This is a genomic window from Paucibacter hankyongi (assembly GCF_037482915.1).
GTDB classification, from domain to species: Bacteria; Pseudomonadota; Gammaproteobacteria; order Burkholderiales; family Burkholderiaceae_C; genus Paucibacter_A; species Paucibacter_A hankyongi.
Genome location: NZ_JBBHJX010000003.1, coordinates 223,779 through 246,406 on the forward strand (window position 1 = coordinate 223,779; position 22,628 = coordinate 246,406).

23 protein-coding genes are annotated in these 22,628 nt (G+C 62.8%); 7 read left to right on the forward strand and 16 right to left on the reverse strand.

All coding sequences use genetic code 11. The features are described from left to right. Window positions 1-42: 42 nt before the first annotated feature. The 3 genes from WG899_RS06955 to hemN form a co-directional block, all read right to left on the reverse strand. Window positions 43-2,280, reverse strand: coding sequence for an NADP-dependent isocitrate dehydrogenase (locus WG899_RS06955; protein WP_339594903.1), 2,238 nt, complete (start codon window positions 2,278-2,280; stop codon window positions 43-45). 124 nt (window positions 2,281-2,404) lie between these two features. Continuing rightward, entirely contained in the window at window positions 2,405-3,115 is a 711-nt protein-coding gene (locus WG899_RS06960; RefSeq protein WP_339594904.1) for a sulfite exporter TauE/SafE family protein, read from the reverse strand. Next, window positions 3,115-4,548 carry an oxygen-independent coproporphyrinogen III oxidase gene (hemN, locus tag WG899_RS06965; protein WP_339594905.1) on the reverse strand — a complete coding sequence of 478 codons (1,434 nt, stop codon included), beginning with the start codon at window positions 4,546-4,548 and terminating at the stop codon, window positions 3,115-3,117. The genes WG899_RS06960 and hemN overlap by 1 nt, the downstream gene beginning before the upstream one ends. A 203-nt stretch (window positions 4,549-4,751) precedes the next feature. On the opposite strand from hemN, the gene fnr reads away from it, so the two are divergent. Continuing rightward, entirely contained in the window at window positions 4,752-5,489 is a 738-nt protein-coding gene (fnr, locus tag WG899_RS06970; protein WP_339595148.1) for a fumarate/nitrate reduction transcriptional regulator Fnr, read from the forward strand. A 132-nt stretch (window positions 5,490-5,621) separates the two neighbouring features. On the opposite strand, the gene WG899_RS06975 is transcribed toward fnr, so the two are convergent. The 13 genes from WG899_RS06975 to xseA all read right to left on the reverse strand — a co-directional run bounded on the left by WG899_RS06975 (window position 5,622) and on the right by xseA (window position 18,075). After that, a complete protein-coding gene (locus WG899_RS06975; protein WP_339594906.1) occupies window positions 5,622-5,948 on the reverse strand; it encodes a hypothetical protein in 327 nt (108 codons plus the stop codon). Next, window positions 5,945-6,208 carry a hypothetical protein gene (locus WG899_RS06980; RefSeq protein ID WP_339594907.1) on the reverse strand — a complete coding sequence of 88 codons (264 nt, stop codon included), beginning with the start codon at window positions 6,206-6,208 and terminating at the stop codon, window positions 5,945-5,947. Before WG899_RS06980 ends, WG899_RS06975 begins: the two co-directional genes overlap by 4 nt. Window positions 6,209-6,255: 47 nt before the next feature. Continuing rightward, window positions 6,256-7,746 (reverse strand): cytochrome c oxidase accessory protein CcoG, encoded by a 1,491-nt coding sequence (gene ccoG, locus WG899_RS06985; protein WP_339594908.1) that lies wholly within the window; start codon window positions 7,744-7,746, stop codon window positions 6,256-6,258. 16 nt (window positions 7,747-7,762) lie between these two features. Next, window positions 7,763-8,686: a cytochrome-c oxidase, cbb3-type subunit III gene (ccoP, locus tag WG899_RS06990; protein WP_339594909.1), complete on the reverse strand. Its 924-nt coding sequence runs from the start codon at window positions 8,684-8,686 to the stop codon at window positions 7,763-7,765. Continuing rightward, entirely contained in the window at window positions 8,683-8,838 is a 156-nt protein-coding gene (locus WG899_RS06995) for a cbb3-type cytochrome oxidase subunit 3 (protein WP_339594910.1), read from the reverse strand. The genes ccoP and WG899_RS06995 overlap by 4 nt, the downstream gene beginning before the upstream one ends. 16 nt (window positions 8,839-8,854) lie before the next feature. Next, window positions 8,855-9,478, reverse strand: coding sequence for a cytochrome-c oxidase, cbb3-type subunit II (gene ccoO / locus WG899_RS07000; RefSeq protein WP_339594911.1), 624 nt, complete (start codon window positions 9,476-9,478; stop codon window positions 8,855-8,857). A 32-nt stretch (window positions 9,479-9,510) separates the two neighbouring features. Next, the gene (ccoN, locus tag WG899_RS07005; protein ID WP_339594912.1) at window positions 9,511-10,956 is read right to left on the reverse strand and encodes a cytochrome-c oxidase, cbb3-type subunit I; all 1,446 of its coding nucleotides are present in this window, start codon (window positions 10,954-10,956) and stop codon (window positions 9,511-9,513) included. A 21-nt stretch (window positions 10,957-10,977) separates the two neighbouring features. Then, the gene (ccoS, locus tag WG899_RS07010; RefSeq protein WP_339594913.1) at window positions 10,978-11,178 is read right to left on the reverse strand and encodes a cbb3-type cytochrome oxidase assembly protein CcoS; all 201 of its coding nucleotides are present in this window, start codon (window positions 11,176-11,178) and stop codon (window positions 10,978-10,980) included. A gap of 10 nt (window positions 11,179-11,188) precedes the next feature. Beyond that, the gene (locus WG899_RS07015; RefSeq protein WP_339594914.1) at window positions 11,189-13,573 is read right to left on the reverse strand and encodes a heavy metal translocating P-type ATPase; all 2,385 of its coding nucleotides are present in this window, start codon (window positions 13,571-13,573) and stop codon (window positions 11,189-11,191) included. Between the two features lie 143 nt (window positions 13,574-13,716). Then, the gene (locus WG899_RS07020) at window positions 13,717-15,285 is read right to left on the reverse strand and encodes a sensor histidine kinase N-terminal domain-containing protein (protein ID WP_339594915.1); all 1,569 of its coding nucleotides are present in this window, start codon (window positions 15,283-15,285) and stop codon (window positions 13,717-13,719) included. A gap of 7 nt (window positions 15,286-15,292) precedes the next feature. Then, complete coding sequence (locus WG899_RS07025; protein WP_339594916.1) at window positions 15,293-15,994, reverse strand: response regulator; 702 nt, start codon at window positions 15,992-15,994, stop codon at window positions 15,293-15,295. 84 nt (window positions 15,995-16,078) lie between these two features. Beyond that, on the reverse strand, window positions 16,079-16,660 hold the full coding sequence (locus WG899_RS07030) for a superoxide dismutase (protein WP_339594917.1): 582 nt from the start codon (window positions 16,658-16,660) through the stop codon (window positions 16,079-16,081). Between the two features lie 56 nt (window positions 16,661-16,716). Continuing rightward, window positions 16,717-18,075 (reverse strand): exodeoxyribonuclease VII large subunit, encoded by a 1,359-nt coding sequence (gene xseA / locus WG899_RS07035; protein ID WP_339594918.1) that lies wholly within the window; start codon window positions 18,073-18,075, stop codon window positions 16,717-16,719. A 419-nt stretch (window positions 18,076-18,494) separates the two neighbouring features. Here xseA and WG899_RS07040 point away from each other — a divergent pair, with 419 nt between their 5' ends. The 6 genes from WG899_RS07040 (at window position 18,495) to adk (ending at window position 22,559) form a co-directional block, all read left to right on the forward strand. Further along, a complete protein-coding gene (locus WG899_RS07040) occupies window positions 18,495-19,112 on the forward strand; it encodes a MotA/TolQ/ExbB proton channel family protein (protein WP_339594919.1) in 618 nt (205 codons plus the stop codon). 22 nt (window positions 19,113-19,134) lie between these two features. Next, entirely contained in the window at window positions 19,135-19,551 is a 417-nt protein-coding gene (locus WG899_RS07045; RefSeq protein ID WP_339594920.1) for an ExbD/TolR family protein, read from the forward strand. Between the two features lie 12 nt (window positions 19,552-19,563). After that, window positions 19,564-20,673 carry a tetraacyldisaccharide 4'-kinase gene (lpxK, locus tag WG899_RS07050; RefSeq protein WP_339594921.1) on the forward strand — a complete coding sequence of 370 codons (1,110 nt, stop codon included), beginning with the start codon at window positions 19,564-19,566 and terminating at the stop codon, window positions 20,671-20,673. Then, entirely contained in the window at window positions 20,666-20,941 is a 276-nt protein-coding gene (locus tag WG899_RS07055; RefSeq protein ID WP_339594922.1) for a Trm112 family protein, read from the forward strand. Before lpxK ends, WG899_RS07055 begins: the two co-directional genes overlap by 8 nt. Then, window positions 20,938-21,711, forward strand: coding sequence for a 3-deoxy-manno-octulosonate cytidylyltransferase (gene kdsB, locus WG899_RS07060; RefSeq protein WP_339594923.1), 774 nt, complete (start codon window positions 20,938-20,940; stop codon window positions 21,709-21,711). The genes WG899_RS07055 and kdsB overlap by 4 nt, the downstream gene beginning before the upstream one ends. Before the next feature lie 194 nt (window positions 21,712-21,905). Further along, complete coding sequence (gene adk, locus WG899_RS07065; protein ID WP_339594924.1) at window positions 21,906-22,559, forward strand: adenylate kinase; 654 nt, start codon at window positions 21,906-21,908, stop codon at window positions 22,557-22,559. Window positions 22,560-22,628 lie beyond the last annotated feature (69 nt).

Here is a 22,628-nt window from a genome sequence, read left to right on the forward strand (position 1 = left end):
ACGGAAGAACTTCAAACGAAATTCTTCTTGGCCGATTCAAAGTCAGGCAAGCACGCTTGCCAAAGCAGCATTGAAGCTGGCGCTGGGGCGCATCACTTCAGCCAGCTTGTTTGCATCGGGCTTGTAGTAACCCCCGATATCAACAGGCTTGCCTTGCACCGCTGCCAATTCGGCGACGATGACGGCTTCTTTCTCGGCCAGAGTCTTTGCCAGAGGCGCGAACTTGGCGGCCAACTCGGCATCCTCGGTCTGCGCAGCCAAGGCCTGGGCCCAGTACAGGGACAGGTAGAACTGGCTGCCGCGGTTGTCCAGCTGGCCGGTCTTGGGGCTGGGGTTCTTGTTGTTGTCCAGCAGTTGGCCTGTTGCCGCGTCCAGCGTCTTGGCGAGCAGCTTGGCCTTGGGGTTGTTGTTCTTCAGACCCAAGTCTTCCAGGCTGACTGCCAGGGCCAAGAACTCGCCCAGCGAGTCCCAGCGCAGGTGGTTTTCTTCCACCAGCTGCTGCACATGCTTAGGCGCCGAGCCGCCCGCGCCGGTCTCGTACATGCCGCCACCCGCCATCAAGGGCACGATGGACAGCATCTTGGCCGAGGTGCCGAGTTCCATGATGGGGAACAGGTCGGTCAGGTAGTCGCGCAAAATGTTGCCGGTGGCGCTGATGGTGTCCAAGCCGCGGATCACGCGCTCCAGGGTGTAACGCATGGCGCGCACTTGGCTCATGATCTGGATGTCCAGGCCGGCCGTGTTGTGCTCGTGCAGGTACATCTTGACCTTGGTGATCAGCTGCGCCTCGTGCGGGCGGTACTGATCCAACCAGAACACCACCGGCATGCCGGAGTTGCGAGCACGGTTGACGGCCAGCTTGACCCAGTCACGGATGGCGGCGTCCTTGCACTGGCACATGCGCCAGATGTCGCCCTGCTCCACGTCCTGGCTCATCAGCACTTCGCCGGTGTCCAGATCGGTGATATTGGCCACGCCGTCTTCCGAGATCTCGAAAGTCTTGTCATGCGAGCCGTACTCTTCGGCCTGCTGAGCCATCAAGCCGACATTGGGCACCGTGCCCATGGTCTTGGGATCGAAGGCACCGTGCCACTTGCAGAAGTTGATCATCTCCTGATAGATGCGGGCGAAGGTCGACTCCGGCATCACGGCCTTGACGTCCTTCAAGCGGCCATCGGCGCCCCACATCTTGCCGCCGTTGCGGATCATGGCCGGCATTGAAGCGTCAACGATGATGTCGTTGGGCGAATGGAAATTGGTGATGCCCTTGGCCGAGTCCACCATGGCCAGCTCGGGGCGGTGCTCGTGGCAGGCATGCAGATCGCGCTTGATCTCGTCTTGCTTGCTCTGAGGCAGCGTGGCGATCTTGTTGTACAGATCGACCATGCCGTTGTTGACGTTGATGCCCAGTTCTTCAAACAGCTTGCCGTGCTTGTCGAAAGCCTCGCGGTAGAAGATCTTCACGCAGTGGCCGAAGACGATGGGGTGCGAGACCTTCATCATCGTGGCCTTGACGTGCAGCGAGAACATCACGCCCGTCTGGCGCGCGTCTTCGATTTCCTTTTCATAGAAATCCAGCAGCGCCTTCTTGCTCATGTACATGCTGTCGATGACCTCGCGGTCTAGCAAGGCCACCTTGGGCTTGAGCACGATGGTCTGACCGCTCTTGGTGATCAGCTCCATCTTGACGTTGCGGGCACGGTCCAAGGTCATGGACTTTTCGCCGTGATAGAAGTCGCCGCCATGCATGTGCGAGACATGCGAGCGCGAAGCCTGGCTCCAATCGGCCATGCTGTGCGGGTTCTTGCGGGCGTATTCCTTGACGGCCTTGGGCGCGCGGCGGTCGGAGTTGCCTTCACGCAGCACCGGGTTCACCGCGCTGCCGATGCACTTGCCGTAGCGGGCGCGGATGTCTTTTTCTTCGTCGGTCTTGGGGCTTTCCGGATAGTCCGGGATCGGGTAGCCCTTGCCTTGCAGTTCCTTGATCGCCGCCTTCAGCTGCGCCACCGAAGCGCTGATATTGGGCAGCTTGATGATGTTGGCTTCCGGCTTCAGGGTCAGCTTGCCCAACTCGGACAGGCGGTCGGGCTGACGCTGCTCCTCACTCAGGAATTCCGGGAACTGACCCAGGATGCGGCCCGCCACGGAAATATCGCTGGTCTCGACACGAACGCCTGCCGGCGCCGTGAAGGCCTGCACGATGGGCAGGAACGACGCCGTCGCCAGCAGCGGGGCCTCGTCGGTCAGGGTGTAGATGATGGTCGGCTGCGTTGTTGTCATGTGGTTTCCAGATCGGCCATCTTCTGGCCCAAGGAGTGGAACGATTAGGGCGCTGATTCTAAGTCAGCGGCGCCCTCCGCGAACTCAAGTCTTATATAAGTCTTAGAAAAACACGTGGCGCGAATCAGGCCCACTGTCCGCATACCGCGACCACCTGAGCCCATACACCGTGGCCCAAGGCCCAGCCCGAGCCCAAGGCCAAGCCCAGTCCCCCGAGTCGCACCGACAGGCGCACAGCACTGGCGCCGTCAGTGCCGCCCCGGCGCAGACGACTCAACAACCAGGGCCCCAAAGCCAGTCCGGCGCCGGAAGTCAAGGCAAAAGCAGACATCACCAAACCGCCTTGGACGGGGCCAGATGCCAAAGCAGAGAGCAACAGGGCCGAGTGCAAGAGGCCGCAAGGCCAGGCCACCCAAGCCATTCCGACCATGCCAGCGACCGCGACGCGCCGAGACCCTGCCATGCTGACCCCACCACGCCGCAGCTCACTTACCGGCACTTCAACTTGCCGAGAGACATCTTGCCCCAGGCGCTCAAGCCACGCAGGTTGGCGCCCGCGCAACAACAGGGCCATGCCCAACAGAAAAGCCGCCACCTGAACCAAAACCCACAGCGGCCGCAACAGGGCCGTGGACTGACCCAACTGACTCAAGACCTGCATGCTGCCGGCCGCTAGTGCGCCGGCAAGGCTGTAACCCAACAGACGCCCGAATTGAAAAGCATAGGGCGCTCGCCCACCGGCCGCGGCGCAGGAGGCGCCGCACATGGCCAAACAATGAGGTGTGCCGGCCAGGCCCATCATCAGGGCCGAGCCGGCGAGTGCGACATCAAGCATCAGATGATTCTAGAGAATCGCTCGCGGCTCCGGTCGGCTTGCAGATAACGGTCAAACACCATGGCTACCGCGCGCACAAAGTACCAACCCATCGGCGTGACTTGGATCGCATCGGGCTCAATGGTGACCAAGCCCTGTTCGGCCAGCTCCGCCATGCGTTCCAACTCGGGCCTGAAGTAGTCTTTGACGTCGACCAGATGCGCCAAGGAAATCGACTCGAACTCGAGCCGCCCTTGGCACATCAAGGCCATGATGACGGCACGACGCACGATATCGTCACGGGTCAAGGCAAGGCCGCGATTGACCGGCAATTGCCCCTGGCGCAAGGCGTCGTAATACTCATCCAAAGTCTTGGCGTTTTGGCTGTAGCAGGCGCCGACACGGCCAATGGCCGACACGCCCAGCGCGACCAAATCACAATCGGACTGCGTGCTGTAGCCCTGGAAATTCCGGTGCAAACGGCCCTGGCGCTTGGCCACGGCCAGCGAATCGGTCGACAGCGCAAAGTGATCCATGCCGATATAGCTGTAGCCATGGGTCTCGAAGCCCGCAATGGCTCCAGCCAGCATCGCCACCTTGTCTGCGGCCGGCGGCAACTGCGTCGAATCAATCCGGCGCTGCGGCTTGAAGCGTTGCGGCAAGTGGGCATAGCCATAGAGCGCGATCCGATCCGGCTTCAAGGCCCCCACCTGCGCAATCGTGCGCGCAAAAGACTCCGGCGTTTGCAATGGCAGACCGTAGATCAAGTCCACATTGGTGGACTCAAAGCCCAACTCGCGCGAGGCGCGCATCAAGGCCTCGACGCTTTCGTAACTTTGAATTCGGTGCACCGCCTTTTGCACATCGGCATCGAAATCCTGCACGCCGAAGCTGAGGCGATTGAAGCCGAGTTCACGCAAGTGGCGCAGTCGCTCGTTCGTGACGGTGCGCGGATCAACCTCGATCGACACCTCGGCCCCCGGCGCCACCTTGAAGCGCTCGCGCAGCGCCTGCATCAGCAGGGTCAACTCGGCATCGCTCAAAAAAGTCGGCGAACCGCCACCCAGATGCAGTTGAGACACCGAAGCACCGCGACCCAGATGAGCCAGCGTCAGGTCCATCTCGATGATCAGGGCTTCGAGGTACTCGGCGGCCTTGTCATGATGCTTGGTGATGACCTTGTTGCAGGCGCAGTAATAACAAACCGACTCACAAAAAGGAATGTGCAGGTACAGCGACAAGGGCGAAGCCCCACCCACCAGCGAGCCACTGGCCCGCTGCGCAAGCGCCTGCTCATACTGGGTGGCCGTGAAGGCCTCCACAAATCGATCGGCGGTGGGGTAAGAGGTGTAACGCGGGCCGGACACGTCGAACCGACGCAACAGATCCTCGTTGATATTAGGGGTGGCCGTCGAAGAGGTCGAAGCGGGGGCGGCTTGAATGTTCTGTACCATGGCGCACACTGTGCCAAGGCTTTGGCCACCCGACTTGATCAGGATCAAGCTTCCCACGCTTGTTCGCACCAACAATGCGGCAACGTTTGAGGTACATCATGCTCATGCCCGTCAAAACTTCGCAACTCTCCAAGGACTCGTCGGAGCGCTCACGCCACGACGAAGCCGTCAGCCGGCACGCCAGCCGGATCGAAACAAGGCCCATGATGAACGCCACGCTACCGATCAAGATCGAACCCCTGAAGGTTGCCTGTTCGAGCTGCAATTTGCGCGAACTGTGCCTGCCCGTGGGCCTGCATTCGGATGATTTGGCTCAACTCGACAAACTGGTCGCCACCCGCCGCCAAGTCAGCCGCGGTGACACCCTGTTTCGCAGTGGCGACAGTTTTCAATCTTTGTACGCAGTGCGCACCGGCTTTTTCAAAACCTGTGTTGCCTCCGAAGACGGCCGCGATCAGGTGACCGGCTTCCAGATGGCCGGTGAACTGCTGGGCCTGGACGGGATCAGCACCGACCGCCACAGCTGCGACGCGGTGGCCCTGGAGGACTCTTCGGTCTGCGTGATTCCCTACGAACAGTTGGAAGAGCTGTCACGCGAGTTCACCGACCTGCAGCGTCAGTTCCACAAGATCATGAGCCGCGAAATCGTGCGTGACCACGGCGTGATGTTGCTGCTGGGCAGCATGCGGGCCGAGGAGCGTCTGGCCGCGTTTTTGCTGAACCTGACGCAACGCCTGCAGGCACGCGGATTCTCCTCCGCAGCGCTGGTGCTGCGCATGACGCGCGAAGAGATTGGTAGCTATCTGGGCTTGAAGCTGGAGACCGTCAGCCGCACCTTCTCTAAGTTCCAGGATGAAGGGCTGCTGGAAGTGAAGCAGCGTCATCTGCGCATCCTGGATCAAGCGGGCCTGCAAAAGCTGGTCAACAGTACAGCCTGCTGAACCAAACTAGGCCGAGGTCTGTGCTGGGGGAGGAAAGCCGGTCACGGCGCCCTGCCCCCCGTACGCCCTGCCCCCCCCTGCGCTCGCGCAAAACTGTTCGCTCGCCTCCTGCTGCAAACCTAGACGCTAGGTTCAACGCGGCCAAGCCCGCGGATGCGGGTTCTCGGGCTGATTCGGCAGGTCAGCCAGCAGCAAGCTCAGGCTGGAGCTCAGCCCAATGACCAGCCAGAACAGCAGGAAACTCAAGGTATAGATGGCTTGCCTAGGCAAGTCCATTGGCGCCCCGCCAAACCAGGTCAGATCGCTCGGGTCGACCACGGCAAACACCAAGGCCTCCACCACCCCCGCCATCAGGAAAGATGGCCAGATCACCGCCATGGCCATGCGGCTCAGACGGCTGCTACCGTCGCCTTGCGCCTCAGGCAGATCGGCGGAGGGAGAGCCGATCGGCGAATTCATTGCCCACCTGTGGCGGCGTGGTTGCGAGCCTCACGCGCGGGCAACATGGCCTTGGTACCGCTGGCCTTGCTGCTGACCACCTGCTCCTGCAGAACCGGATCGGGATGACTCAGGGCCAGGCTCAAGGTGGCAAAACTGGCCACCACCACCAGGCTCGGTCCACCCACCACCAGCCACATCATCGGCTCACGCCACCAGGACTTGGACTTGCGGCCTTCCGAAGCAGCCAAGGTCTGCGTGCTCTTGTCTTGCGTACTCATGATCATTTGTCTCCGTCGCCGCGATTCATTAACTTAGCACCGCCAGCTTAGCGCGGCACCACAAAGGTTGATTTTTCTTCCAAGGCCAGCCCCGCCTTCGAGACAGAGCCCGCCACTTCGGCGCCATTCAATTGGAACTTGATGGCATGGGCGCCGGTACCGGCCTTGGCGGCCACCTCGGGCGGCACCCGCAGCGCCACCGAGACCCAACGCGCTTCCGCGGGCTGCACCGTCATTTCAACTGGCTTGGCCAGGGCGAGTTGCTCCATGCCACTGACCGTGATGGTGTAACTGCGAACCTGCTCGGAGGCGTTCATGACCTGCAGGCGGTACAGATTCTCGATATAGCCATCCTCCACCAGACGCGCCATCACGCCGCGATCCCGCACCACATCGAGCTTCACCGGGCTGCGCAAGAACAACAAACTGCCGAGCAAAGCCGAGCACAGAACCACCAACACCACGCTGTACAAAACCACCCGCGGGCGGAACATGCGACGCAGTTTCTGCGCCTTGCTCAGGTGTTGGGCCAGGCCATTTTGCGTGTCATACCGAATCAGACCGCGCGGGTAATTCATCTTGTCCATCACGCCATCACAGACGTCGACACAAGCCGCACAGCCAATGCACTCATACTGCAGGCCCTTGCGGATGTCGATACCGGTCGGGCACACCTGGACACACAAGGTGCAGTCAATGCAGGAGCCCAGGCCCTGGGCTTTGATCTCATCTGCACTGGCTTTTTTGCTACGCGAACCACGCGGTTCACCGCGTTCAGCGTCGTAGCTGATGATCAAGGTGTCCTTGTCGAACATGGCGCTTTGAAAGCGCGCATAAGGACACATGTATTTGCAGACCTGCTCACGCATATAGCCTGCATTGCCGTAGGTGGCAAAACCGTAGAACAGGACCCAGAACCATTCCCAGGGCCCAAAGCCCAAGGTGAAGGCCTCGGCCCAAAGTTGCTTGATCGGCGTGAAGTAGCCGACGAAGCTGAAACCAGTCCACAAACCCAGCGCGATCCAAGTGAACTGCTTGCCACTCTTGCGCCAGAGTTTGTTGAAATTCCAGGGACCGTTGTCCAGCTTGATGCGAGCCTGACGGTCGCCTTCAAACTGTTTCTCGATCCACATATAAATCTCGGTGTAGACCGTCTGCGGACAGGCAAACCCACACCAGAGCCGCCCAGCCACGGCGGTAAACAAGAACAGACCGTAGGCTGAGATCAGCAGCAGGCCCGTCAGGTAAATGAAGTCCTGCGGATACAGGACCAAGCCGAAGATATAGAAACGGCGGCTGGCCAGATCGAACAGCACCGCTTGGCGCGAATTCCAATCCAGCCAGGGCAGGCCGTAAAACAACAGCTGCGTGAACCAAACCAAGCCCCAACGCCAGCTGGCGAAAAGGCCGCTGACGGCGCGCGGATAGATTTTCTTCTGTGCCGCATAAAGCGACACGATTTCGATCACCGCATCGCCATCGGGACCGGGTTTGGACAGCGCGGCGGTACCGCGCTGCTTCGACGCAATATCAGTCATTCAACAGCCATCAACCTCAACGAGCCTGCGCCGTCGTCGACGAAGCACCGCGCGACAAGCCCCACACATAAGCACCCAAAACATTGATCTGCTCGGCGCTCAAGCGGGTGCCGTGGGCCGGCATCATATTGTTCTTGCCGTTGTTGATCATATTGATCACGGCCTCTTCGCCCCAGCCGTGCAGCCAGATCTTGTCGGTCAGGTTGGGCGCGCCCAAGGCCTGGTTGCCCTTGCCGTCCGCGCCGTGGCAGGCTGCGCAAGCGCCAAACTTGGATTTACCCAGCTGTGCGGCGATGGCGTTATGTGCGCTGCCCGACAGGCTCAGCACATAGTTGGCCACGTTCTTGACATCTTCCGGGCCACCCACTGCTGCAGCCATCGGAGGCATCACGCCATTGCGACCTTCGGTGATGGTCTTGACGATGGTTTCAGGCTCACCGCCATACAGCCAGTCACCGTCGGTCAGGTTCGGGAAACCCTTGCTGCCCTTGGCGTCTGAACCGTGGCAACCGGCGCAGTTATTGGCGAACAAACGCTCACCGATCGCCATCGCGGGTGGCATCTGCGTCAGCTGCTCGGCCGTCTTGCCTTGGAAATCGGCATAGACCTTGGTCATGGCCTCATGAGCCGCCTTTTGCTCGGCGTCATATTGGCCCGTGCTGCTCCAGGCCAGCGAGCCTTTGTTCGAACCCAGGCCGGGATACATGGCCAGATAGACGCCGGAAAACACCACCGTCAGCACGAACAAAATCGCCCACCAACGCGGCAGCGGGTTGTTCATCTCGCGCAGGTCTTCGTCCCAGACATGGCCCGTACTGTTGTCGCTGGCCATGACGCGGTGACGCGCCGCGATCAGCAGCAGAACAATACAAAACACCAGACCCAGGATCGTGACACCGGCCACGAACAAGGACCAACCATCAGAGAAAAAATCACTCATTGAGGCCTCCCATCGGCTTCATCTTGCAGCGCCATGCCTGCCAATTCATCGAAGCGTGCCTTGTTGCGACCGGAGTATGCCCAGGCCACGATTGCAAGGAACACCAGCAGCGACAGCACGGTCACTGCGATTCTCAAAGCATTGATATCCATTGCTTGCTCCTCGTGCTTACTTCAGAGCGGTGCCGAGCACCTGCAGGTAGGAGATCACCGCTTCCATCTCGGTGCGACCCTTGACGGCCTCGCCGGCGCCGGCAATGTCGGCATCGGTGTAAGGCACGCCGACGGTACGCAGCGCCTTCAGCTTGGGAGCCATATCGGCCGGATTCAGCTGAGCATTGACCAGCCAGGGATAGGCCGGCATGTTCGACTCGGGCACCAGATCGCGCGGGTTGTTCAAGTGAATGCGATGCCATTCGTCGCTGTACTTGCCGCCGACACGGTGCAGGTCGGGACCGGTACGCTTGGAGCCCCACTGGAACGGATGGTCATAGACGAACTCACCAGCGGTGGAGTAGTGGCCATAACGCAGCGTCTCCGAGCGGAAGGGGCGAATCATCTGCGAGTGGCAGTTGTAGCAACCTTCGCGGATGTAGATGTCGCGGCCCGCCAGTTGCAGCGGCGTGTAGGGCTTGAGCCCGGGCGCCGCTTCGGTGGTCGAGCGCTGGAAGAACAGCGGCACGATTTCAACCGCGCCACCGGCGATCACCGTCAACAGCACCAGCACGATCATCAAGAAGTTGCTGGTCTCGATGCGCTGGTGTCCGCTGGCCTTGTGTTCTGTGGATGCCATAAAAATTTCTCCTCGTTCTCGCGTTCAGCGGATCAGGCGTTGACCAGGGTCGGGATCGGTGCCTTGACGGCACTGCCCACCTGCACGGTCTTGACCACGTTCCAAGCCATCACCAGCATGCCGCCCAGATAGAGCAGGCCGCCCAGCAGACGCACGACATAGAAGGGATAGGTCGCCTTGACGCTTTCCACAAAGGTGTAGACCAGCGTGCCGTCAGGGTTAACCGCACGCCACATCAGACCCTGCATCACACCGGCAATCCACATCGCAGCGATGTAGAGCACGATACCCAGCGTGGCAATCCAGAAGTGCAACTCGATCGCCTTCTTCGAGTACATCTCGGTACGGCCGAACATGCGCGGGATCAGGTAGTACAGCGAGCCCATGGAGATCAGACCCACCCAGCCCAAGGCGCCGGAGTGCACATGGCCCACGGTCCAGTCGGTGTAGTGGCTCAGCGCATTGACGGTCTTGATGGACATCATCGGACCTTCAAAGGTCGACATGCCGTAGAAAGACAGGGACACGATCAGGAACTTCAGGATCGGGTCGTCACGCAACTTGTGCCAGGCACCCGACAGGGTCATGATGCCGTTGATCATGCCGCCCCAGCTCGGGGCCAGCAGCACCAGCGAGAACACCATGCCCACCGATTGCGCCCAGTCCGGCAGCGCGGTGTAGTGCAGGTGGTGTGGGCCGGCCCACATATAGGTGAAGATCAGCGCCCAGAAGTGGACGATGGACAGGCGGTAGCTGTAGACCGGGCGACCTGCTTGCTTGGGGATGTAGTAGTACATCATGCCCAGGAAGCCGGCCGTCAGGAAGAAGCCCACGGCATTGTGGCCGTACCACCATTGCACCATCGCGTCTTGCACGCCGGCGTAGGCCGAGTAGCTCTTGAACAGGCTGACCGGAATGGCCGCGCTGTTCACCAAGTGCAGCAGCGCCACGGCGATGATGAAGGCGCCGAAGAACCAGTTGGCCACATAAATGTGCTTGACCTTGCGGGTGCCAATGGTGCCGAAGAAGACGACGGCATAAGACACCCAGACCAGGGTGATCAAGATGTCAATCGGCCACTCGAGTTCGGCGTATTCCTTGCCGCTGGTGATGCCCAAAGGCAGCGTCAACGCCGCCGACAGGATGACCAGCTGCCAGCCCCAGAATGTGAACCAAGCCAGGCCGGGCGCGAACAAGCGCGTTTGGCCGGTGCGCTGCACCACGTGGTAGGCGGTGGCAAACAAAGTGCAGCCACCAAAAGCAAAAATCACCGCATTGGTATGCAGTGGACGCAATCGACCGTAGCTGAGCCATGGAATGCCCAGATTGAGTTCGGGCCAAGTCAGCTGGGCGGCGATGATCACCCCCACCAACATGCCCACAACACCCCAGAGAACGGCGGCAAGCGCAAAGGCCCGCACCACTCCGTCTTCGTACACGCCTCCGGTCGACATGACCGGCGCAGCAGTATTTGCCATTTGTTTGGCTCCTTGCAGCTTCTAGTTAGACGGAGGCGATTCTTCGCCACCGCCGCGGGTGAAAACTTGATGTTGGTCAACCTCGGAAGCATCTTCCAAGATTCGCCCCCCTTCGCGTTCCAAATCTTCCAACTGACCGTTGTTAATTGCCCACCCGAAAATGCCCACGATCACCAGGACCAGCAGCACCGAGACAGGGATCAAGAGATACATCACATCCATGCGCGGGCCTTCAGGGTTTGACGAACGCCAAGCGCTGGGCATTCAAGATGACGAACAAGGAACTGCTGGCCATGCCCAGCCCGGCTGCCCAGGGCGGCAACAAACCCGCTAACGCCAAAGGTATACAGGCTGCGTTATAGGCCGCGGCCCAGCCCAGGTTTTGGCGAATCACACGGGCGCTTTGCAGAGCCAAGGCGCGCGCGCCTGCGAGGTCGGCCAAGCGGTTCGACAGCAGCAGGGCGTCGGCACTGGCACGAGCCAGCATGGCCCCCTGCCCCATCACCACGCTGGCGTCGGCGCGCGCCAGCACCGGCGCGTCATTGATGCCATCACCCACCATCAAAACGCAGCGCCCCTCGGCCTGCATTGCGGCCACGTGCGCCAACTTGCTGGCCGGCGTGGCGCCGCCCTTTGCCTGCTGCACACCCGCAGCCTGAGCCAAACGACTGACCCGCTCGGGCGCATCGCCCGACAACAAGACCGTGCGCAGCCCCTGCCGGTGCAGGGCAGCCACGGCCGCGATGGCATCCTCCCGCAAGACTTCACCAAAGCGCAGCCACAACAAGGCACCCGAGCGCCCAAAGGCCAGTTGCACATCAGCCGGCAAGACCTGACCCTCGGCCACCCAGGCCGGCGCACCCAAACGCCATACCTGGCCTTGGCCATCCTGAGCCTGCAAGCCCAGGCCGGCCTGCTCGCTGACCTGCTGCCAGTCCTGCTGGGGCGCATCGGCCGCCAAAGAATGCGCCAATGGATCAGCCAAAGCACGCGAAAACGGATGCTGCGAATGGCGCGCCAGATCACGCGCCAGCGCCAAGAGCGCCTCGGCCTGCGCGTTTGAGCGTCCGTCGGCCACAAGCTCGTCCGCCCCCGCAAGGCGAACTTCCAGCAATTCCATGCGGTCCTCGGTCAGGGTGCCGGTCTTGTCCAGCACCACCGTATCGACCCGACACAGCGTCTCCAGCACATCCAGCTTCACCAGCAGAAAACCGCGTTTGGCCAGGGCGGCCGTGGCCGCCAAGCGGGCCGAGGGCGCCGCCAAGGACAAGGCGCAAGGGCAGGTCACGATCAACACCGACACCGCCACCCAGACCGAACGGCTCGGGTCAATGAAGTGCCAGGCTAAGGCGCCAGCGGCCGCCAGAAACAGCACCGCCCACAAAAACGGGCCGGCCACGCGGTCCGCCAATTCGGTGGCGGCGGGACGCTGCGTCATCGCCTCACGCATCAGACGAACAATCGCCTCGTGCCGGGTATCGGCGCCAACGCGCAAGACCCGCATCAGCAAGGGCGCCTGCAAATTCATGCTGGCCGCCACCACCTCGTCGCCCGCCTGCTTGGCAACCGGCAATGATTCACCACTGAGCAAGGACTCGTCGACCGCGCTGCTGCCGCGCTCCACCAGTCCGTCAGCCGGAAAGGCCTGACCAGCGACCACGCGCACCAAATCCCCAGCCCTCAAACGGCTGGGCGCCACCCGCTCAACGCTGCCGTCAGGCGCAATGCGCTCGACGGCGTCGGGCAAGCGATTGGCGGCCTGTTCCAAAACCATCGCCGCCCGGTGGCGCGCCCGCAATTCAAGATAGCGCCCGCCAAGCAAAAAGGCCACGAACATGGTCAAAGAATCAAAGAAGACCTCGTCGCCAAAGAATCCACCTGGCTCGAACAACGCGCCGCTGCTGGCCACAAAGGTCACCACCAAGCCCAGCACCACCGGCACGTCCATGCCCAGTCGACCGGCCCGAATCTGCTGCCAGGCACCACGGAAAAACGGCCCGGCCGAGAAAAATAAAACCGGCAGACTCAAGACCCAGCAAGCCCATTGCAGCAAACGCACAAGGTCAGGACTGATCTCGCCGGGCGCGGCGAAATACGACGGCGCCGCCATCATCATCACCTGCATCATCAAAAAGGCGGCCACGAACAAGCGCCACAAGGCTTGGCGATGCTCGCGCTCCCGCAACTGCCGTGCCGGCGCCGCCACGTCGGGTGCGGCGCCATAACCGGCACGCTCAACGCGCGCCAGCACCTGCGCCAGATTGCTGCGCCCCGGCTGCCACCGCAGGGTCAAGCGCGCACTGGCGGCATTGACGCGCGCGGACTTCACGCCAGGCAACTCCCGCAAGGCCTGTTCGATGATGCCCGCACAGGCGGCGCAATGCAGGCCCGAGAGCTGAAACTGCGATTCGGCCACGGCGTCCGGGTCGACGCCGGCCACATGGCCCCCATCTCCCGCATTTCCAACCGCGCCCGCCGCGCCTAGACCCAACGCCAAGCCATCGGCCGCATTCAGCCAACGGGTGAACGGCGCCAATAAGGCGGGATCGTCGGAGGTCCAAGTCTCCGCAAGAGTGGCGGAGGCAGACGGGCGGAGTCGGTTCGAGGCTGAGGTCATCGTGCAAGGAGGCGGCAGGCTAATCTAGGCGAACTCGGCACTGGCGGGAATGATATATATCAAGACCAGCGCGCGACAGGGCGTTTGTTTTTAGCGCCGGGGGCTCATAGCCCTGTGCAGCCCCGCCCAGCGCGACGCCACGCTCAAGACGGCAAGATCCAGCGGATACGCAAGCCAGCCACTTCGGGCCGGGTTTGCGCCAACCAGCTACCCCCCAAACGCTGTATCACCTCGTAAGCAATGGCCAGACCCAGACCGGTGCCGCCATCGCCCTCACCCACCGAGCCGGCCGAGCTAGCACTTTCCCCAAGCCCGTTGCTTCGGGGGGAGCCCCGAACATCGGCACGAACGTCGGCCCGCTCGCCGCGCCAAAAAGGTTCAACCAAGCGAGGCAAATCGGCCGGCGCCACGCCCGGCCCATCGTCCTCGATGTCGATCTGCACACCGACGGCTGCCATGCCAACCCGCACCGAGATGTTCGGCCCGCCGTAGCGCAAGGCGTTGTCCAAAACATTCGACAGCGCCTCGCCCAGCCACAAGGTATTGACGCGAGCCGGCACCGGGCTGTCGGGCATGTCCAACAACAGGCTGCGGCCCAACCGCGCGGCGCGCAGCGCCATCGGCTCGGCCGCTTCGCGCAGCATGGGGCGAATATCGATCGCGGCCTGATGGGGCGCCAAAGCTTGGGCCCCTTGCGAACGCACCAGACTCAACAACTGCCCGATCAAGCGCGCCAGCTTGTCGCTGGACAGCAGCAAGGCGCTCATCAGCGGTTGCCACGCGCCCGCCTGCGGAGCACGGTCAGGCCCAGCCCCCCCCGACGCTCCCTGGGGCTTCGCGTCGGCAAGCGCCTGCGACTCCCATTGGCGCAATTCCAACTCCAACTCTTGCGTCAAGACACGCAAGCCGGCCACCGGCGTGCGCAACTGATGGGCAGCATCGGCAACAAAGCGGCGCTGCAGCTGCACCGAGGCCTGCACATCGGCCAGCAAGCTGTTGATACGTTCGATCAGCGGCACGGCCTCGGCCGGCACACCCTCGATGGGCAAAGGCCGCAGATCGTTCGGCGCCCGCCGTTCCACTTCACGCGCCACTTGGCGCAGCGGCGCCAAACCACGCCGAATCCCCCAGGCCAGCAGCGACACCGTCAGCAGCGCGATCACCAAGGTCGGTACCACCATTGCCAGCAACACATCGCGCACCAAGCGGGCGCGCTTGTGACGACTCTCGATCGCAATGACCGATACCGAACGGTCCAGCATCGGCGAGCTGAGTGAGAACAGGGCGCCGCGCACCGTCTCGCCCTGGAATTCACCGTCAAACAACACCGGGCGCGAAAAGCTCTGATGCCGCAGTTCCGGGCGCGGCACCGCCGGGTCTCCGGCCAGCACATGGCCTGCCTCGTCCAGCAGCGCAAAGCTGTTGCGACCCTCCAGATCCCAGCCCATCGTCTCCATCGCCTGCCGACTGACATCCAGCAAGGGCCCGCGATCGGTCCAGACCACTCTGGCGGCGAGTGCCGCGGTTTCATCTTGCAAGCCGCGGTCAAAGGCCGCATTGGCGCTGGCCATGGCCAGCCAATAGGCCCCACCGGCAGCGGCCAGCAGGCCGAACAACCAGATCCAGGCCAGCGGCGCCAGCAATTGCCGGCGCAGGCTCAGCGGCCGGGCCGGATTGGCGGCGCTCAGCGTGGAGCTTGTGGCTGCGCTCATGGCCGAATCAGCTCGCGCCCTCGCCATCGGGCGCCGGCAAGGCGCCACCGCACTCCATCACATAACCAAACCCACGCACGGTGCGAATCACCACACCCAGTTCGGCGAAACGCTTGCGCAGCCTGTGCACATAGACCTCGACCGAGTTTTCGCTGAAATCGGCCTCCCAGCTGGACAAGCGCGCCACGATGGCGTCCTTGCTGACAACCCGGCCCACCCGCTGCATCAGCATTTCGGTCAAGGCAAATTCACGCGGACTCAAATAGACGGGGTCGCCCTTGTGGCTGAGTTCGCGGTGCGAGAGGTCCATGCTCAGCTCGCCCACCCGCAGCACCTCGCTGACGCGCCCCTCGGAGCGACGTTTCAAGGCCCGCAGCCGGGCAATCAGCTCCGGCAGATCGAAGGGCTTGACCAGGTAGTCATCGGCGCCGGCATTGAGCCCGGCCACCCGGTCCGACAACTCATCGCGGGCGGTCAGCAACAGCACCGGCAACTTGGCGCCGGCTGAGCGCCAGGCACGCAGCACTGCCATGCCATCGGCGCCGGGCAAGCCCAGATCGAGCACCGCCAGTTCGAATTGATTGACCAAGCCTGGCGCCAGCGCCTGACGGCCGTCGGCCAGGCTGTCCACCTGCCAACCCTCGCGCTCCAGCGCCCGCGTGACACCCAAACTCAGCGCCGCATCATCCTCGACCAGCAGTACACGCATGACATCAACTCAGTAGGCCCACAAAGAAGCCACAAAAACGCAAAAAGGCCGGTCCAGGACCGGCCTTCCATCAGCAACTCAAACTCAGGCGAAATTGGCTTGAGCGAAGTCCCAGTTGACGAGATTGTTCAGGAACACCTCGACGAACTTGGGGCGCATATTGCGGTAGTCGATGTAGTAGGCATGCTCCCACACGTCAACGGTCAGCAAGGCCTTGTCGGCAGTGGTCAGCGGCGTGCCGGCGGCGCCGGTGTTGACGATGTCCACGCTACCGTCGGCCTTCTTCACCAGCCAGGTCCAGCCGGAACCAAAATTGCCCACGGCGCTCTTGGTGAAGGCTTCCTTGAAAGCGTCCAGGCTGCCCCACTTGGCGTTGATGGCTTCGGCCAAAGCGCCGGTCGGAGCGCCGCCGCCGTTAGGCTTCATGCAGTTCCAGAAGAAGGTGTGGTTCCAGATCTGGGCCGCGTTGTTGTAGATCGGGCCACTGGACTTCTTGACGATCTCTTCCAGCGACAGGGCTTCAAACTCGGTGCCCTTTTGCAGATTGTTCAGGTTCACCACATAGGCGTTGTGGTGTTTGCCGTGGTGGAACTCCAGCGTTTCGGCGCTGTAGTGCGGGGCCAGGGCGTCCTTGGCATAAGGCAAGGCGGGAAGGGTATGTTCCATTTCAACTCCTCGGTGCGTAAAAAGGTGGGGCGAAGCCCGGCGGTTCGGGCGCGATTCTAGGTCTTCGGCTGCGCCCTTGTCGCAGACTTGCTGCGACCGCCCTGCCCTTTGTGCGGGCTTGGCTGATTTCCCTGCGTGGCCAGCACCTGCATCTGTGCCTCACCATCGGCCAACACGGCATGCACTTGCTGACCGGCTGCCAGTTGCGCCACCGAACTGAGCGCACGCCCTTGACCATCGTCGAGCCAGACGTAACCTCGCGCCAACACGCGCTGCGGATCCAGTGCAGACAAGCGCGCCTGCAAGGCATCCAAGCGCAAACCCTGAGCCCTCAGGCTGGTCGGCGCGGCATGACGGCAGCGCTGCTCCAAGTTATTCAAACGCTGCACTTGCAGTGATTGCAGCTTGGGCAAGGCCTGACCCCAGCGCTGCGTCAACAAGGCCAGTTGGCGACGCTGCCGCGTCAGGATCTCGGTCGGCCGGGCCAGACGCAGGCCCAGGCGGTCCAGCCTTTGGGCGGACATGTCCAGGCGCTGCTCGAGGCGCCGACTCAGGGCTGCCGACAGCGCCGCCAAGGCATCCAGATTGGCCTGCCGGGATGGCGCGGCCAACTCGGCCGCCGCAGTGGGCGTCGGGGCGCGCAAATCTGCAGCCAAGTCGCACAAGGTGACGTCGGTCTCGTGACCCACGCCGCAAATCACCGGCAAAGCGGATGCCGCCACCGCCCGCACCACCCGCTCGTCATTGAAGGCCCACAAATCCTCCAGCGAGCCACCACCGCGCACCAACAAAAGCGCGTCTACCTCGGCGCGGGCATTGGCCACCTGCAAGGCCGTCACCAGCGCCGCCGGCGCTTGCTCCCCCTGCACCGGACTCGGGTAGATGACGACCTCCACATGCGGGGCCCGCCGCGCCAGCGCCGTCAGCACATCGTGAAGCGCGGCACCGGCGGTGGACGTGATCACCCCGAGTCGGCGCGGAAACGCCGGCAGTGGCCGCTTGGCTGCAGCGTCGAACAGCCCCGCCGCCTCCAGCTTGGCCTTCAAACGCAGGAATTGCTCGTACAGCGCCCCGGCACCGGCGCGCCGCATGCCTTCGACCACAAACTGCAGCTCGCCGCGCGGCTCGTACAGGGTCAGCCGCCCGCGCATTTCCACCAAGGCCCCATCGGCGGGAGAAAAGTCGAGCAGGCTGGCGGCACGGCGAAACATCGCGCAGCGCAACATCGCCTGTTGCCCGTCCGCATCCTTCAAACTGAAGTAGCAGTGGCCGCTGGCGGCGCGGGTAAAGCCCGACAACTCGCCGCCGACCACGCAAACCGAAAAGCGCGCCGACAAGCTGTCGCTGACCGCCATCAAGAGCGCCGCAACACCCCACACACGACGCTGTGGCGCGGCCTGGAAGGGCTCATTCATGCGCCAGCCCAATGCCGGCGCGGGTCCGGAAGTCCACAAGCGCGCCAACACTGGGCCAAACAGACACAAGCCCTGTCACAGCCTCGTCACACGCACATAAACGCTTGTTTTTCAAGTTATTTTTCCTGCTCAAGAATGAGGCAATGTAGCCAAAGCCTTGATTTTTCGGGGCCTCGCACCACCCCGAAGCCGCTTGCCCACAAAGTTATCCACAGCGAAAGTGGATTGTTCATCCACCCAATAAACGGCCCAGCCCGACCCAAATCAAGCTTGTTGGGCGAAGCCGCCATTCGCGTCGGGCAGACCGCCCAGTTCAGGCCATAATCGCCCGCAGTTCAGATCCGTGGGTGTTCAATGGGCCGCCTGCGGTAGCCCGCCCAAGGGCTTGATCGCCACTTATCTTTCACCAGGGGTTGTCCTTGTTTTCGATCATACAAGCCGCCGGTTGGCCGATTTGGCCCTTGCTGATCTGCTCCGTCATCGCACTCGCCTTGATCATTGAGCGTTTTTCCAGTCTGCGCAGCAGTCGGGTGGCACCCCGCCGCTTGCTGGACGAGGTGCTGGGCATCACCAGCCAGAGCCTGCCCACCCCCGATGTGGTGAACCGCCTGGCCGAGCATTCGCTATTGGGCCAAGTGCTGGCCGCAGGCCTGCGCGCAGTCACCGCTGAACCGCGCCTGCCGTCCGCCAAGCTTCAGCAGGTGTTTGAGTTGGCCGGGCGTCGCGCCATCCATCAACTGGAGCGTTACCTCAACACGCTGGGCACCATCGCCACCGCGGCGCCGCTGCTGGGCCTGCTGGGCACCGTGGTCGGCATGATTGAAATTTTCGGCAGCCAGACACCCAGCGGCGGCAATCCGGCGCAATTGGCGCACGGCATTTCGGTGGCGCTTTACAACACCGCCTTTGGCTTGATGGTCGCCATTCCCTCGCTGATGTTCTACCGCTACTTCCGCGGCCGGGTGGAGGAGTACGTGCTGGAGTTGGAGCAATCCAGCGACCGTTTGATGAGCCATCTGCAGCGCTTTACCGCCTGACCTTGACCGGACCCCAGACGCCATGAAGTTCAGGCAACGCCGCAGCGAGGACCCGGAGATCAACCTCATCCCCTTCATCGACGTCTTGTTGGTGATTCTGATCTTCCTGATGCTGTCGACCACCTACTCCAAATTCACCGAGTTGCAGATCACGCTGCCGGTGGCCGACGCCGAAAAACTGAAGGACCGTCCGCGTGAAATCGTTGTGGCGGTGGCGGCCGATGGCCGCTATGTGGTCAACGCCCAGCCGGTTGAAGGCCGCGCGGTCGAGTTGCTGAGCGCTGCGTTGACGCAAGCGGCCGGCGGGCAAGCCGACACGGTGGTGATCGTCTCGGCCGATGCGGCAGCGGCACACCAATCGGTGGTCAATGTGATGGATGCTGCGCGCCGCGCCGGGCTGTCCAAATTGACCTTTGCAGCGCAGACCAACGGCCAATAGGCGCTGGGATCGATGAGCAAGGCTCATGGCTCTGCGCCCGACCCTGGCCCCCAGCCAACGCCCGGCAAGCTCAGTTTTGCAGATCGACTGCAAGCCGCTTGGTATACCGACGGGCCCCTGGCGCATTTGTTTCGTCCACTGGCGGGGCTGTATGGCGCACTGCTGAAGCTGCGCGCCCTGCTGTACCGAAGCGGTTACCTGCGACCCGGTAGCTTGCCGGTGCCGGTCATCGTGGTCGGCAACTGGATCGTCGGCGGCGCCGGCAAAACACCCACCACGCTGGCCCTGCTGGCGCAGCTGAAACAATGGGGGCTGCAGGCCGGCGTGGTCTCGCGAGGCTATGGCCGAACCGGCGATGAAGTCTGCTTGGTGCAGCGCGAGCACAGCGCCGCCGAAGTTGGTGATGAGCCGCTGCTAATCCATTTGCGTAGCGGCGCGCCGGTGGCCGTCGGGCGCGACCGGGTCGCGGCGGCGCAGGCCTTGCTGGCAGCGCAGCCGCAGCTGCAGGTCCTGATCAGCGACGATGGGCTGCAGCATTTGCGCCTACCCCGTGCACTATCGATTTTGCTGTTTGATGAGCGCGGCCTGGGCAATGGCCGCCTGCTGCCAGCAGGCCCCTTGCGGCAGCCGCCGGCGCTTCTTTTGCAAGCCCATGAGCTGGTCCTGTACAACGCCCAGAGCCCCAGCACCACACTGCCTGGCTTCATGGCCCGGCGCGCCTTGGCGGGGGCCGTCGGCCTGGATGACTGGTGGCAAGGGCGCCCTGCCACCCTGCCCGCCCTGCATGCTTTGCGCGGCCGGCAGCTCTGGGCCACCGCAGGCATGGCGCACCCGCAACGTTTTTTCGACATGCTGAGCGCCGAGGGCTTGCAATTTGCCCCACATCCGCTGCCTGACCATTTCGACTTCGCCGAATTGCCCTGGCCAGCGGGCACCCAGGATGTGCTGCTGACCGAAAAGGACGCCGTCAAACTGCCCCCGCAACGCTGCCTGGGCACGCGGGTCTGGGTGGTGGCGCTAGACTTCCGACCCGAACACGCTTTTTGGCTGGCCTTGGAGCCGCACCTTCAGCGCATGAAGCTGCAGCCCGCGCCATTGCCACAGGACAAAGAAAATGGATAACCGATTGTTGGAAATGTTGGTCTGCCCGGTCTGCAAGGGCCCGCTGGAGCTGCTGCGCCGCGGCGCAGAGCAAGAACTGGCCTGCCACGCCGACCGACTTGCCTTCCCGATCCGCGACGGCATTCCTGTCATGCTGGAAAACGAGGCGCGCAGCTTTGATGCCGCCGCGGAAGCCGAGGCCCACAAGGCGGCCGAGCTGGCTGACGCCGTCGCCACCCTGGCCGCTAACTCGGCTAAGGCTGCAAATACAGGCCATCATCAGGCATGAGCTTCAGCATCATCGTGCCGGCGCGCCTGGCGTCGACCCGGCTGCCCAACAAGCCCTTGGCCGACATCGAAGGTCTGCCCATGATCGTGCGGGTGGCACAGCGCGCCGCGCTGTCCAAGGCGCGCCAGGTGGTGGTGGCCACCGACTCCAGCGCGGTCATGGCGGCCTGCGCCAAGCACGGCGTCTCGGCGCTGATGACTCGGCCCGACCATGTATCCGGCAGCGACCGCTTGGCCGAGGCCTGCGAACTGCTGGGCTTGGATGGGCAAGAGGTGGTGGTCAATGTGCAGGGTGATGAGCCGCTGATCGCGCCGAGCATGATCAACGCCTGCGCCGAGTTGCTGGTCGCCAAGCCGCAATGCGTGATGAGCACCGTGGCCCATGCGCTGGAAGATGCAGCCGACTTTGCCAATCCCAATGTGGTCAAGCTGGTCACCGATGCGCAAGGCCTGGCCCTGTATTTTTCGCGCGCACCAATTCCCTGGTGGCGCGATGGCTCGGCCGGCAATCCAAGCCAGCCTCAGCCCCAAGCCGGTTCAGCCTTGCGCCATGTCGGGCTGTATGCCTATCACGCGGGCTTTTTACGCCGATTCCCGACACTATCGGTCAGCCCGCTGGAGCAGATCGAGTCGCTGGAACAGTTGCGCGTGCTCTGGCATGGTGAACGCATTGCCGTGCACATCAGCGCCGAAAAGCCCGGCCCCGGCGTCGACACCCCGGAGGACCTGGAACGCGTGCGCGCCGTCCTGCGGACCTCGCATTCCAGCTGAGCCGACCACCCGACACTAGGGTTACACAGGGGGTACAAGCGAGCGCCTCGTCAGGCTTGCGTAGGCCAGCCCATGCTATCCTCGCCCGCTGTTGATGAGGCCTTGTGCCGGCCCATTTGATGCTCTGCCACCGATTGCAAAACGCAATCACCGGCCCACGCATTGCAAGCATTCAGAAAGTACCAAGGAGACCCATGCGACTGATTCTTCTGGGCGCCCCCGGCGCCGGCAAAGGCACCCAAGCAGCCTTTATCTGCCAAAAATTCGGTATCCCGCAAATCTCCACCGGAGATATGTTGCGCGCCGCCGTCAAGGCCGGCACCGAAATGGGCCTGGCCGCCAAGAAGGTGATGGACGCGGGCGGACTGGTCAGCGACGACATCATCATTGGCTTGGTCAAAGAGCGCATCGCTCAAGCGGACTGCGCCAATGGTTTCCTGTTTGACGGCTTCCCCCGCACCATCCCTCAGGCCGACGCCATGAAGGCCGCCGGCGTGAAGCTGGATCTGGTGCTCGAGATCGATGTGCCGGACAGCGCCATCATCGAGCGCATGAGCGGCCGCCGCGTGCATGTGGCCTCGGGCCGCACCTACCACGTCAAGTTCAACCCACCAAAGGCCGAAGGCCTGGATGACGCCACCGGCGAAGCCCTGGTGCAGCGCGAGGATGACAAGGAAGAAACCGTGCGCAAGCGTCTGGAGGTCTATCAAGCCCAGACCCGCCCGCTGGTGGACTACTATTCCAAGTGGGCCGAGTCCGGTGACGACAACGCGCCCAAGTACCGCTGCATCGCGGGCATTGGCTCGGTGGACGAGATCACCCAACGCGCGCTGGTCGCATTGAGCTAAACCGCCACAACACCGACAAAGAGGCGCCCTCAAAAAGCGTCGCACCTCAGAACAAAGCCGCTTGATTGC